This window comes from Capnocytophaga sputigena (assembly GCF_002302495.1).
GTDB classification, from domain to species: Bacteria; Bacteroidota; Bacteroidia; order Flavobacteriales; family Flavobacteriaceae; genus Capnocytophaga; species Capnocytophaga sputigena.
In genome coordinates, this window is record NZ_CP022379.1 from 1026375 (window position 1) to 1039630 (window position 13256).

11 protein-coding genes are annotated in these 13256 nt (G+C 42.0%); 8 read left to right on the top strand and 3 right to left on the bottom strand.

Going from position 1 to position 13256, the window contains the following annotated elements:
- Positions 1 to 24: 24 nt before the first annotated feature.
- The gene (locus CGC57_RS04435) at positions 25 to 480 is read left to right on the top strand and encodes a type I restriction enzyme HsdR N-terminal domain-containing protein (RefSeq protein WP_095898130.1); all 456 of its coding nucleotides are present in this window, start codon (positions 25 to 27) and stop codon (positions 478 to 480) included.
- Positions 477 to 1454, top strand: a complete 978-nt coding sequence (locus CGC57_RS04440; protein WP_095898131.1) for a glycosyltransferase family 2 protein — start codon at positions 477 to 479, stop codon at positions 1452 to 1454. The genes CGC57_RS04435 and CGC57_RS04440 overlap by 4 nt, the downstream gene beginning before the upstream one ends.
- 14 nt (positions 1455 to 1468) lie before the next feature.
- On the opposite strand, the gene CGC57_RS04445 is transcribed toward CGC57_RS04440, so the two are convergent.
- The 3 genes from CGC57_RS04445 to CGC57_RS04455 are packed head-to-tail and all read right to left on the bottom strand — an operon-like array spanning position 1469 to position 4197.
- Entirely contained in the window at positions 1469 to 2272 is an 804-nt protein-coding gene (locus CGC57_RS04445; protein WP_095898132.1) for a hypothetical protein, read from the bottom strand.
- 11 nt (positions 2273 to 2283) lie between these two features.
- Positions 2284 to 3123: a prephenate dehydrogenase gene (locus tag CGC57_RS04450; RefSeq protein WP_095898133.1), complete on the bottom strand. Its 840-nt coding sequence runs from the start codon at positions 3121 to 3123 to the stop codon at positions 2284 to 2286.
- Positions 3124 to 3162: 39 nt separating this feature from the next.
- A complete protein-coding gene (locus tag CGC57_RS04455; RefSeq protein ID WP_095898134.1) occupies positions 3163 to 4197 on the bottom strand; it encodes a hypothetical protein in 1035 nt (344 codons plus the stop codon).
- A 133-nt stretch (positions 4198 to 4330) separates the two neighbouring features.
- Between CGC57_RS04455 and CGC57_RS04460 the strand changes: the two genes are divergently transcribed.
- The 6 genes from CGC57_RS04460 to CGC57_RS04485 all read left to right on the top strand — a co-directional run bounded on the left by CGC57_RS04460 (position 4331) and on the right by CGC57_RS04485 (position 13253).
- Positions 4331 to 5239, top strand: coding sequence for a YbbR-like domain-containing protein (locus CGC57_RS04460; protein WP_095898135.1), 909 nt, complete (start codon positions 4331 to 4333; stop codon positions 5237 to 5239).
- Positions 5236 to 5826 (top strand): dephospho-CoA kinase, encoded by a 591-nt coding sequence (coaE, locus tag CGC57_RS04465; RefSeq protein WP_095898136.1) that lies wholly within the window; start codon positions 5236 to 5238, stop codon positions 5824 to 5826. The genes CGC57_RS04460 and coaE overlap by 4 nt, the downstream gene beginning before the upstream one ends.
- Positions 5827 to 5896: 70 nt before the next feature.
- Positions 5897 to 6586 carry a cytochrome c3 family protein gene (locus tag CGC57_RS04470; protein WP_095898137.1) on the top strand — a complete coding sequence of 230 codons (690 nt, stop codon included), beginning with the start codon at positions 5897 to 5899 and terminating at the stop codon, positions 6584 to 6586.
- A gap of 16 nt (positions 6587 to 6602) precedes the next feature.
- Positions 6603 to 9503, top strand: a complete 2901-nt coding sequence (locus CGC57_RS04475) for a 4Fe-4S dicluster domain-containing protein (RefSeq protein WP_095898138.1) — start codon at positions 6603 to 6605, stop codon at positions 9501 to 9503.
- Between the two features lie 5 nt (positions 9504 to 9508).
- Positions 9509 to 11440, top strand: coding sequence for a family 20 glycosylhydrolase (locus tag CGC57_RS04480; RefSeq protein ID WP_095898139.1), 1932 nt, complete (start codon positions 9509 to 9511; stop codon positions 11438 to 11440).
- Positions 11421 to 13253 (top strand): quinol:electron acceptor oxidoreductase subunit ActD, encoded by a 1833-nt coding sequence (locus CGC57_RS04485; protein WP_095898140.1) that lies wholly within the window; start codon positions 11421 to 11423, stop codon positions 13251 to 13253. The genes CGC57_RS04480 and CGC57_RS04485 overlap by 20 nt, the downstream gene beginning before the upstream one ends.
- Positions 13254 to 13256: the final 3 nt, after the last annotated feature.

The window sequence follows — 13256 nt, forward strand, 5'->3', positions numbered from 1 at the left end:
CAAAAAATATTCTACTTTTGCAGTATGGAAGTATTAAATTTCAAAAACTACCCCTTTCGCACTAAAATATCCGATGAGAAACCGTGGATATTCGATGTGATTCGTCGCAAATATGTGGTGTTACAGCCCGAAGAATGGGTGCGCCAACACGTGGTGCATTTTCTCATTGAGGAGAAAGGTTACCCTAAATCGCTTATCAATGTGGAGAAAAAGCTCTCTATCAATGGGCTCACCAAGCGTTACGATGTGGTAGTATATGCTAAAATAGGAACGGTGCTCTTAGCGGTGGAATGCAAAGCACCAAATATGCCTATTACCCAACATACTTTCGACCAAATTGCACGCTATAACCTTAGCTTAAACGCTCAATATCTAATGGTTACCAATGGCATTACTCATTACTATTGCCAAATGGACTACCAGCAAAGTCAGTATCATTTTTTAAAAGAACTCCCTCATTACAACGACCTCTCACAATGACTCTTGCCATCGTAATACTCAATTGGAACGGCAAAAAGCTGTTAGAACAATTCCTCCCCTCGGTAGTGCGCTACTCGCCCGAAGCGCAACTCTACATCGTAGACAATGCCTCTACCGATGATTCTCTTGATTTCGTGCGCACCCACTTTCCTGAAATACATATTGTAGAAAACCCCACTAACAGCGGTTATGCGGGAGGCTACAATCGCGCTTTACAACATATTAAAGCCGATGTGTATTGCCTGCTGAACTCGGATGTGTTAGTAACTGAAGGTTGGCTCTCCCCTATCCTGCGCACTTTTGAAGAGGAACGCATTGCAGTGGTACAGCCTAAAATTAAAGATGAAAAACGCCGCACACATTTTGAATATGCTGGTGCAGCAGGTGGTTTTATAGACCGATATGGTTTTCCGTATTGCAGAGGGAGAGTGTTTGAGACTATTGAAGAGGACAAAGGTCAGTATAACGAGACTTTCCCCGTACCTATTTTTTGGGCATCGGGGGCGTGCTTTTTTATACGTGCAGAGGTATTCCACCAATTAGGAGGTTTTGACGAAGATTTCTTTGCCCACCAAGAGGAAATAGATTTGTGCTGGCGGGTGCATCACCTCAGCAAACAAGTGGTGTATTGCTCCGAAAGTACTGTCTATCACGTAGGAGGGGCAACTCTCACTACTGCCAACCCTAAAAAAACCTACCTCAACTTCCGCAATAGTTTGTTTATGTTGCTGAAAAACCTACCCGCTAAAGGACTCTATACTACAATCTTCTTACGTATGGTATTAGATGGCATTGCAGGAGTGCGTTTCCTTTTACAAGGCAAGCCGCGTTTTACGTGGGAAGTGATAAGAGCGCATTTTCATTTTTATAAACGATTTTTCTTCTTTAAAAAGAAACGACCTTCAAAGCTCATTACCAATTATTACCAAGTGAAATCGATAGTGTGGGAATATTTTGTTTTAGGTAAGAAGTAACAGGTAAGAGGTTTTTAGGGTGTTTTTCCTAATTTTTGGAGCTTCTTGGCTAAGTAAAAACCGCTTATCAGAGCTGGGAAAAAGGTGAAACAAGTATAAATAACTAATGTTGTTTTTTCATCAATGGGGAGTCCAACTATATAAATTAGAACTAAAGGAAGTAACCAAGCAATAATTGTAATAAACCAGCCTATTTTGAAATTTGTAATTTTAGTATAATCGGTAAAAGGAATGGATCGTGCTAAGATTGCTCCCAAAACGGTATATACGCCTGCTATAAGAGTAATAATTGAAAATAATTCTGGATACAACAACTCTACACTGAAAATTCCTATTATAAACATTAGTATAATAGCACCTATCCAAAAAGAGGAAGCTATGTAAAGAATTGCCCTTATTCTTGGGTTAATTTGATTCATCGGAGGGATTGCCTTTTCTTTTTTAGCAATTCTGTGTAGCATCACTCCTAATAATATTCCTATAATTATATTCAGACCTAAGTAATCTAAATGATTTTGAATATTAAACTCATCATAAATACGCCAAAAATTATAAATGTTTATAATTGGCAATATGAGTAAACACAATAATGCTATAGCAATAGTTCCACCTTTGGGAAGTTTTTCAAAGGGTACAAATTGCCCTACACTATAGCTTATCACAAAGCTTTTCAATAAAAAAATACTATTTTCTTCCCATACCTCTAAAAAAAATAAGCTTTTATAGTATAAAGCATAATACAAAATCAACAGTAATTTAGGTGCTATAAGAGCAATAAAAATATACCATACAGTTGTTTTAGGAATCAGTGTTTTCATTGGATATCAGTTTATTTCAATATTTTTCTAATGTAATTGGCTTCGTGTATGCTTTGGGTAAGTGCCTCTGCTTGATCAGTTTCTATGAGAGTTTTAAAGGCTTCCAAGTTTTTGATATACTCATTCAAGGCTTTGAGTATGTTGTCTTTGTTTTCTAAAAATATAGGACACCACATTTGGGCATCGCTCTTTGCCAAACGCACGGTAGAGGCAAAACCAGTACTCGCCAAATCAAATATATGAGCTTCGTCCTTTTCAATTTCTAAAACGGTTTTCCCCAGCATAAAGGAGCTCACGTGCGAAAGGTGCGACACGTAGGCAGTATGAAGGTCGTGATCGGCAGGTTGCATCATTTTCACACGCATATTCAAGGCTTTAACGATGCTCAAAGCACGGTCTAACAATCGCCAATCGCTTTTTTCTACTTCGCAGAGCGCCATTACCTTGCCGTCGAAAAGGTCGTAGAGCGCCGCCTCAGGTCCTGAGTGCTCTGTACCTGCCATAGGGTGTGCCGCTACAAAATTTTGGCGATGCGGGTGAGTGGCTACCGCTTCACAAATATGCGATTTCACGGAACCTGCATCCATTACAAGGGTTTCTTCGCCTATTTTGTCGAGCACTTGTAGCAATACTTTGTGAATGTGATTCACGGGTACAGCTATGAGCACAAGGTCGGCATCGGTGAGGTGGTTGTAATCGGTGCTTTCATCGATAATACCTAAATCTAAGGCTTTTTGTATATGAGTAGGGTTGAGGTCGATACCTGCAATGGTGTACCCCAAGCGTTTTTTCAATTCTAAGGCAAAGGAGCCCCCAATAAGCCCTAAACCTATAATGATTGCTTTTTTCAATAGTTAAAATTTAAAAGTGAATAGTTACAAATGAATGTGTTACAAATCATATTCGTAGTACGAGGCGTTACGGGTATTGAATAGGGCATAAGGATTTAGGAGGGGTTGTGCTTGGTGTCGCACTTCCCAAAATATAGTTGAGTCTATTTTTTGAGAGTTAGTGAGTTGATAAATAAGTTTACTCAAAGAGGGGAAAATTGGTTTTTCGAGTTCTAATACCAAAAAGACATCAGTATTGATGAAATGTTCACGCCCCAGAGGTTTGCTTTTTAGGGCTGTATGTTGTTCTATAAGACTGTTGTAGAGTTTTTTAGCTTCTTGTACATCTACGGTTTCACCAGCTTCGGCTCTTTCCAAGAGGTTGAGAAGATTTTCAAAAGTTTTGAGCATTTCTTGATAGTCGTAGAAAGTAGTAGCTTGTCTATTGTCTTCGATCAAATGGTCACCAGCAGCGATGATGCTGTTTTGCAAGAGTGCATTTAGTTGTGATTGCATCGTAAGAAGGTGGTTAGCACGCCTTTGGAAGTTGCCTATTTTTTGTTCAACAAAGCTACCTTGCAGAGGTTTATTGAAATCAGCAATAATACTCTCGCGCGCTTCCATTATAGCAATTACATTGGCTTTTAGTGCTTTATATGCGTTCTCTACATCGTGCTTTTCAAAACCTAATATATTAGGCACTCCTTGTGAAAGATTGTCTTTTTTGAGATTTTTCAGAAGAGAATTTTTAGTAGAAAATTCAGGGGGTGTTTTGCCATTTTTTACTGCCTCTAAAGTATTGCGAATTTCTCGCAACTTATCAGGAGCAGCAACTTCATTATAGCAAGCTGCAGTTAAAGTATTACAAAAATTATAAAAGTTGATAATTGCAAGATCTTCATTTTCTTTGCTTATATATACATCTTTATCTTCCATTTCTTGATTGTAAAGAGCACTATTATCACTATCATCAGCAGTAAAAAAAGATTCCAAATCCCAATCAGGGAGTGAGAAAGTAGGATTGTTGCCTTCTATAAGAACATAAGCCGCGAAAGTAACGCCCAAGGCAATAAGGATATTTCGGAGTGTTTTCATAGCAAACAAGTGAAAAATGAAAGCACAAAAGTAAAAAATAATTTGCAAAATTCCAAATTACCAAATTTGCTCATTTGCCAATCATTTCATATCTTTGCCCTCATTATTTGGTTACTCGTAATTTATTGTTGCTATGAACCGCCGCAACCTCACTTTTATAATATGCCTCATCCTATCGGTTTTTATCTGGTCGTTAGTAAAACTTTCTAAAAATTTACTTAGGGAAGTATCTATCCCTGTGACAGTTATCAATCCCCCTGCCAACGAGGTATTTCTGCCTTCTGCCCCTAATTTCGTGAGAATTGTAGTTGAAGGTAATGGCTTTTCTCTTTTGAAATCCTACCGACAAAACCCTACCCTCACCGTTGATTTTACTGACCTGCAAGAGGTGAGTGAACACTTCTATACACTCTCCAAAAACAGTAAAGACAAGCTGAGCAATACTTATCTCGCAAACTTCAAAATACGCTCGGTAGTCTCCGATACGCTGCAATTGTATTTAGCGCCTAAACACACTAAAAAAATCCCCGTAGTGGTACATCTAAACGTGGAATACCCTAAAGAATACCAACTCACAGATCTAAAACTCTCCCCCGATTCGGTAGTGGCATCGGGTAGCCAAAAAGTGATAGACACGCTCTCTCAAGTTGTTTTTCACTATCATAGCAAACACCCTATAAAGGATAATTTCAGTGAGACTTACACACTCAAAAGCACGCCTTTGGTACATTTCAACACTCATAAAATAGCGATGCAAGCCTTTGTAGATAAGGTGAGTGAGCAAGAGTTGCGCGTACCAGTGAAGGTGATGGGTGTACCGAAAAACAGTCAGGTGAAAATTTTCCCTGATGAGGTGAGTGTACTCTGTACGGGGGAATTAAACCTACTTAAAACACTCACTCCTAACGATATAGAAGTAACTGCCGATATGTGTGAAGCTAATGCAGGGCATATCCCACTGCAAATCAGCACTAACAAACGACGTATAAAAGTGGCTCTAATGAACGAAACAACAGTTGATTTTCTCATACGCAAAGAATGATGGTAGTAGGACTTACAGGAGGTATTGGCAGTGGCAAGAGTACTATAGCCAAAGCATTTGCTGCCTTAGGCATCGCAGTATTCAATTCCGATGAACAAGCTAAAGCACTCATCGCTACCGATGCGCAGGTAAAGGAACGCATTATCGCTGCTTTTGGCGAGGAGGCTTACCACAATGGAGAATATAACCGCGCTTATATCGCCCAGATTGTGTTTAACAATTCTGAGAAATTGGCGATACTCAACGGCATTGTACATCCTGCCCTTGCAAAATATTTTAAACGATGGGCAAAGGAGCAAACTTCACCTTATGTGCTGAAAGAAGCCGCTATCCTTTTTGAGAGTGGAAGCTACAAGGATTGTGATTATATCATCACAGTTACAGCGCCTGAGGAAGTGCGCATTGCCCGCGTAATGGCGCGCGACCATTGCACCGAAGCCCAAGTGCGAGCGCGTATGGCACAACAATGGAGTGATGCCCAGCGCATTGCCCTTTCAAATGCAGTGATTGAGAACATCGATTTGGAAAAAGCAAAAAAAGAAGTAAAGAGAATTAATAACGAGTTACGAGTTACGAGTTACGAATGACGAGTTACGAATGACGGACGAAAGTTTGTAACACAACAACATTTGTTAATTGTTAATTATAAATTGTTAATTGAAAAAAATTATCATTATATCAACCCTTATTATTGCCTTTTTAGGCATTACCTACGCTCTTTACGCCTTTCTGATGCAGATAGGGGTAGACGAGGGTTATGAACCTATACAACCCATTCATTTCTCTCATAAAATTCACGCAGGTGATAACCAAATCGATTGTAAATATTGCCATTCAGGAGCGCGGACTTCGGCAGTAGCAGGAGTGCCCTCTCTCAATGTATGTATGGGTTGCCACCTTACTATCTCGGAATATGAGGGTGAGGAGGACACTGCCAATGGTTACACCAAAGATTTTTACACCAAAGAAATCAAGAAATTATACGAAGCAGTAGGCTGGGACGAACAGAAATTTCGCTATGCCGGTACTGCTAAACCTGTGCAGTGGATACGCATTCACAAACTCCCCGACTTTACTTATTTCAATCACAGTCAGCACGTAGCAGTGGGTGGATTGGAATGTCAGAAATGTCACGGCGAAGTACAACAAATGGAGGTGGTACACCAGCACGCGCCTCTTACGATGGGGTGGTGTATAGAGTGCCACCGCCAAATGCCTGTGAATGCTAATAACCCTTATTATCAGCACTATGAAGAAGTGCACAAGGCTTTGGCTAAAAAGCTAAATGTAGCCAAACTAACAGTTGCCGAAATGGGAGGCTTAGAATGTGCAAAATGCCACTACTAATAATGACGAGTTACGAATGACGAATGAGAATATACATAATATATCAACATCACGGCGAGATTTCCTAAAATTCTTAGGTTTTTCTACAGCGGTGGCAGCCTTGGCAGGTTGCGAAGGGGCGGTACATAAAACAATTCCGTATGTAATACAGCCCGAAAGTATTGTAGCAGGTGAAGCCAATTATTACGCTACTTGCATAGCCGATGGTTTTGACTTTGCCAGCGTACTGGTGAAAACTCGCGAAGGGCGACCCATTGCTGTATTGCGCAACCCCGAAGCCAAAGCAGGAGGGGCAGTGAATGCAAGGATATTGGCATCGGTATTGAGTTTGTATGACGAGCATAGAAACCCATCCCCTGCCCTCTCTCAAGGAGGGGAATTGTGGCAACAGCTGGATACTAAAGCCATTACAGCTTTAGAGAAAGCAAAAGCTGAAGGCAAGCAAATTGTGATGCTCAGTCAAACACTCGCAAGTCCGTCAAGTTATGCCTTAGTAGAACTATTAAAAGAAAAATACCCCACCTTTAAGCTCGTTGAATACGATACCATATCAGAAGATGCTATTCTCACCGCTTTTGAATGGCGCTATGGATTGCGTGCAATGCCCGATTACGATTTCAGCAAGGCAAAGCTCATTGTTTCCTTTGATGCCGATTTCTTAGGCGATTGGAATGGAGGGGGCTATGAAGCTGGCTATGCGCAAGGGCGTATTCCTAGCAAAGCAAACGGAATGTCGCGCCATATTCAGTTGGAAGCCAACCTCAGCCTTACAGGCGCTAATGCCGATGAGCGCATTGCCCTCACTCCTGACCAAGTGAAAAAAGCATTGGCTTACTGTTTCCAATACCTAAAAGGTTTTGAGGAGAATGAACAATTTCATTTCCCAAACTCTATTATAGAAAAAGAGGAGAATAAAGTTACTATTGAGGACAAAATAAAGAAAATAGCTTCCGAACTCAAAAAAGCGGGTAGCAAAGCCTTAGTAGTAACAGGTATTGATAGCGTTGAAGCTCAATTAATCGCTTTTGCTATCAATGAACATCTCCAAAGTGAAGCTTTCTCGCCTCAAACTCCCGTGCTTACCCGTAAAGGTAATGTTAAAGCTCTACAACAGCTACTCACCGATATGAACGAAGGCAAGGTAGGCGTTCTCTTTATCAACAATCTCAACCCTTTATACAGTTTGCCTAACGCCGAAGTGTTTGTCTCAGGCTTGAAGAAAGTACCTTTTTCGGTATCCTTTGCGATGCGCGCTGATGAAACTGCCCAGCAAACAACCCTTTGGGCGCCTCAACCGCATTATTTAGAGTCGTGGGGCGATGTAGAATTTAAATACGGGCACTACGGACTGATGCAACCTTGTATACGTCCGCTTTTCAACACCAAACAATGGCAAGACTGTTTTTTGCAATGGATAGGACACAAGGAGAGCTATTACGATTTTATCAAAGCTCATTGGGAAACCCATATCTTAAAAGGATTTTCTTGGAAACAAGCCCTGCACGATGGCACTTTTGTAAAAGAAGATATAAAATCTTTTGAGTTGCCGAAAGAAGAAAAAATCCCTTCGCTGAGGAAACCGCCTATGACCCTCACACGTGAGGAAACTTTAAGGCTAATAGGCACAGTACTTCCCAGAGAATTAGTAGAAACACCTTTTGAACTCAGCCTCTATACCAGCACCGCTTTGGGAGACGGACAGCAAGCTAACAATCCTTGGCTACAAGAGCTTCCCGACCCTATCCACCGCACTACGTGGGATAACTTCCTCACGATGCACCCCAGCGATGCCCAACGTCTAAGTATTGAGAATTGGCATACTGCTGATGGTGCTTTGGACGGGTATCAGGCGAAAATCAGTGCTAACGGCAAAAGTATCATCGCTCCCGTACTCATCACCCCTGCGCAAGCACAAGGCAGTGTAGGGCTTGCCTTAGGTTATGGACGCAAGGCAGGCATACAAACCGAAATGCAAGTGGGGGTCAATGCCTTTGTGCTTTATAAAGACCATTGTAAAACCCAAGGCGTACAGATAGAAAAAGCAGAAGGCACTCACCAATTTGCCTGCTTGCAACTGCAAAATGAATTGGTAGGACGGAAAAATATCCTCAAAGAGATTTCTTTAGAGACCTTTTTAGGCAAATCCGCTAAAGTGTGGAACCCCAAACACCCTAAAACAAAGAAAGATCCTACTACCCCACATCACTTTAAACTCTCTATCGACCTAAATGCGTGTACGGGTTGTGCAGCTTGTGTGATCGCCTGCCACGCCGAAAACAATGTGCCCGTAGTAGGTAAAGAAGAAGTGCGTCGCTCGCGCGATATGCACTGGTTGCGCATCGATCGTTATGAATCAAGAGAAAACGAACAAAGGTGCGTAGGCTTTCAGCCCGTGATGTGTCAGCATTGTAATAATGCCCCTTGTGAGACTGTTTGTCCCGTAATCGCTACCGCTCACGGACAGCAAGGACAAAACCAAATGGCTTACAACCGCTGTGTAGGCACGCGCTACTGTGCCAACAACTGCCCTTACAAAGTACGCCGGTTCAACTGGTTTCAGTATAGTGAAAACAAGCAGTTCAACTACAATATGAACAATGAAATAGGGCGTATGGTGCTCAACCCCGATGTAACGGTACGTTCGCGAGGGGTAATGGAAAAGTGTTCCCTCTGTATCCAGAACACCCAAGCGGTAATACTGAAAGCCAAAAGAGAAGGTCGTGCCGTTGCCCCAGGAGAGTTCAACAATGTAGTAGCTTGTGCCGCTGCTTGTAATACAGGGGCTATGGTATTTGGCGATGCTAACGAAGAAGGAAGCAAAATCGCTCAGTTAAGTGCCAGCGATCGTATGTATCAGCTTTTAGCAGAACTCAACACCGACCCTAATGTGGTGTATCAAGTGAAAGTTAGGAATTAGAAGTTATGAAGTTTTACATATTTTTCATATACCTTTGGTGTGTTTCTCCTTGTGTGCTGTATGCAGGGATAGACCACTTATTGCCTGCACCGCAACAAGTCATCGCTAATGGACAACGCTACAAGGTAGCCTCGGCAGAAACACGTCCGATTATTATTGTAGAAATGGTAGCCGATTTGCCCGAAATTCCTATCAATAAAGAAGAAGGGTATTTATTAGAAGTTACCAAAAATTGCATTCTCATCAGAGCAATCAGTGGGAAAGGTGTGTATTGGGCGAAACAAACATTAAAGCAACTTTTGGTTACCAAAGGCAATAAAGCCTATTATGAAGGATGCAAAATCATCGATTATCCTGCTTTTAGAGTGCGTGGTTTTATGCAAGATGTGGGGCGCACCTTTATGAGTTTGGAGGAGTTGAAAAGAGAAATAGCACTACTTTCGCAGTATAAAATCAATGTATTTCATTGGCATCTCACCGAAAACCAAGGGTGGCGTTTGCAGAGTTTACGCTATCCTGAACTCAATGCTCCTTCTAGCTATGAGCGTATGCCTGCCCAATATTATACCCTACAAGAAGCCAAAGAGTTAGTCACTTTCTGCAAAAAACACAATGTATTGCTCATCCCAGAAATTGATATGCCTGGACACAGTCGTGCTTTTGAGAGGGCTTTTGGGGTAGCTATGCAATCGGAAAAAGGAATAGCAATTCTCAAAGAACTATTGGATGAGGTAGTCGATAATTTTGATGTTCCTTATATTCATATAGGCACTGATGAAGTAGTTTTTAGCAACCCGCAATTTGTACCCGAAATGGTGGGTTACTTGCGTAATAAAGGCAAAAAGGTGATTTCGTGGAACCCTGGGTGGCAATATAAAGCAGGTGAAATAGATATGACCCAATTGTGGAGTTATCGCGGTAAAGCACAAAAAGGCATCCCCGCTATCGATAGCAAATTTCACTATATCAATCATTTTGATGCTTTTGCTGATTTGGTTGCCCTCTACAACAGCAGAATTTTAAATGTACCCCAAGGCGACGACGACCACGCGGGAGCTATTATAGGGTTGTGGAATGACCGCTATATCAAAGGAGAGCGAAATATTCTCATTCAAAACAATTTTTATCCTGCGATGCTTGCCTTGGCAGAGCGCTCTTGGAAAGGAGGAGGTAGCGAATATTTCGATGGCAAAGGCACTATGCTCCCTACTGATACCAGCGACCCTATATTCCGGCAGTTTGCTGATTTTGAGAGGCGTATATGCTGGCATAAAGCCCATTATTTTGGTGATGAACCCTTTGCCTACGTACCCCAAACCAACGTAGTCTGGCGCATTACCGATGCATTTCCTAACAATGGCAATCTTGCTCAATCCTTTCCGCCTGAGAAAGCTTTAAAAGAAAGCTACTCTTATGAAGGAAAAACTTATCACACCCATAAAGCTATAGGGGCTGGTATTTATTTGCGACATACTTGGGGCGATCTTGTACCTGCTTTTTATAAAAAAACTCAACCTAACCACACTGCTTATGCGTATACTTATATATATTCACCCGAAGAACAGCAGGTTGGTTTATGGGTAAGTTTTCAAGATTACAGTCGGTCGGAAAAAGATCTTCCCCCGCCACAAGGCAAATGGGATTACAAGGAGAGCAAAATTTGGCTAAACGATACAGAACTCTCTCCTCCTATATGGGAATCAACTCACAGAGAACTCTCTAACGAAATACCTCTTACTAACGAAAATTTCCAAGTGCGTCCTCCTTTACAAGTTACGCTCAACAAGGGATGGAATAAAGTGTTGCTCAAGCTACCTGTAGGAGCTTTCTCTACCCTCGAAGTGCGATTGGTGAAATGGCAATTCACTTGTGTGTTTGTAACTCCTGACGGCAAGGACGCTGTAAAAAATCTTATTTATGCAGATACTCAACGATAAATCCTATCATACCATCAGTGAAGATATAGCACGCCCCATCGAAGGTCGTGCTTCTCGCGCGTGGTGGATTGCCTTTGGCATTACCCTCCTTGCGACCCTCTGGGGGGTGTGGGCAATATGGGTAACCTTGCGCGATGGTATAGGTGCTTGGGGGCTCAACAAGAATGTAGGCTGGGCTTGGGACATCACTAACTTTGTGTGGTGGATAGGTATCGGGCATGCGGGAACGCTCATCTCGGCAGTACTGTTGCTCTTTCGCCAACAGTGGCGGGTGGCTATCAATCGCTCGGCTGAGGCGATGACTATTTTCGCTGTGCTACAAGCGAGTATCTTTCCTATCCTGCATTTGGGCAGACCGTGGTTATTGCATTTCAACTTGCCTATTCCTAACCAATACGGCTCATTGTGGGACAATTTCAACTCGCCTTTGTTATGGGATGTTTTTGCTATTGCTACCTACTTTTCGGTATCCTTAGTGTTTTGGTGGGTGGGCTTACTCCCTGATTTTGCGATGTTGCGCGATCGTGCTCTCAAGCCTTTTCAGAAGAAGATTTACAGCTTGCTGAGTTTCGGTTGGAGCGGGCGCGCCAAAGATTGGCAACGTATAGAAGAAACAATGCTTTTATTAGCTGGTATTGCCACTCCGTTAGTAATTTCGGTGCATACTATCGTCTCTTTCGATTTTGCTACTTCGGTAGTCTCTGGCTGGCACACTACTATTTTTCCACCCTACTTTGTAGCAGGGGCTATCTTTTCGGGCTTTGCAATGGTGAGTTTGCTACTGATTATCTTGCGCAAAGTATGTAAGTTAGAAGCCTATATCACCCTCAAACACATCGAGTTGATGAACACTGTGATGTTAGTGGCTGGTAGTATTGTAGCGGTTGCTTACCTCACCGAGTTTTTTATGGCTATGCGTTCTCACTCGGAGTTTGAACAATACGTATTCCACAATCGCGCTACAGGTGCCTATGCGTGGGCATTCTGGACGATGATTATTTGCAATATAGTCCTCCCTCAACTGCTATGGTTCAAAAAGTTACGCCGTAGTATCACTTTCTCTGTATGTGTTGCTTTGGTGGTTTGTGTAGGGATGTGGTTTGAGCGCTTTGTGATTATCGTTACCTCACTACACCGCGGTTATCTGCCGTCGTCGTGGACGATGTTCAGTCCTACGTGGGTGGATATAGGGATATTTGTTGGCACTTTAGGGTTCTTCTTTTTGTTGTTTTTATTATATGCAAGGAGCTTCCCGATGATTGCACAAGCTGAGGTGAAAGGAGGCAGGTCTCAGGTGTCAGGGGGCAGGTGTCAGGTGTCAGGGAATAGGTATCAGGGGACAGATGTTAGCGGGCAGGAGTCTCTTAACTCTTATCTCTTAACTCTTACCTCGCCTGAAGAACTTTTAGATAAAATAAAAGAATTAAAATCAGATGGTAGGGAAATTCAAGAAGTATATACGCCTTTTTATGTACACGGTTTAGCCGAAGCCTTGGGGCTCAAGCGCACTCGCTTAGGCAAAGCTACTTTTCTATATGGACTTATAGGCTTGTTTTTCGGTTGTTGGCTCACCTATATCACAATGATAAAAGACTGGCCAATGGATATTGGCGGAAAGCCTAATGCCACTTTCTGGCAAAACCTTCCTGCTTTTGTACCGGTAATATTCGAGTTGGTTGTATATTTTGCAGCGCATCTATTGGTGATTAGTTTCTTTATCAGAAGTAGGTTATATCCATTCAAAAAAGCTGAAAATCCTATAAAGAAAAGTAGTGATGATAAATTCGTAATTCAGGTAAGAGATAAGAAGTAAGAG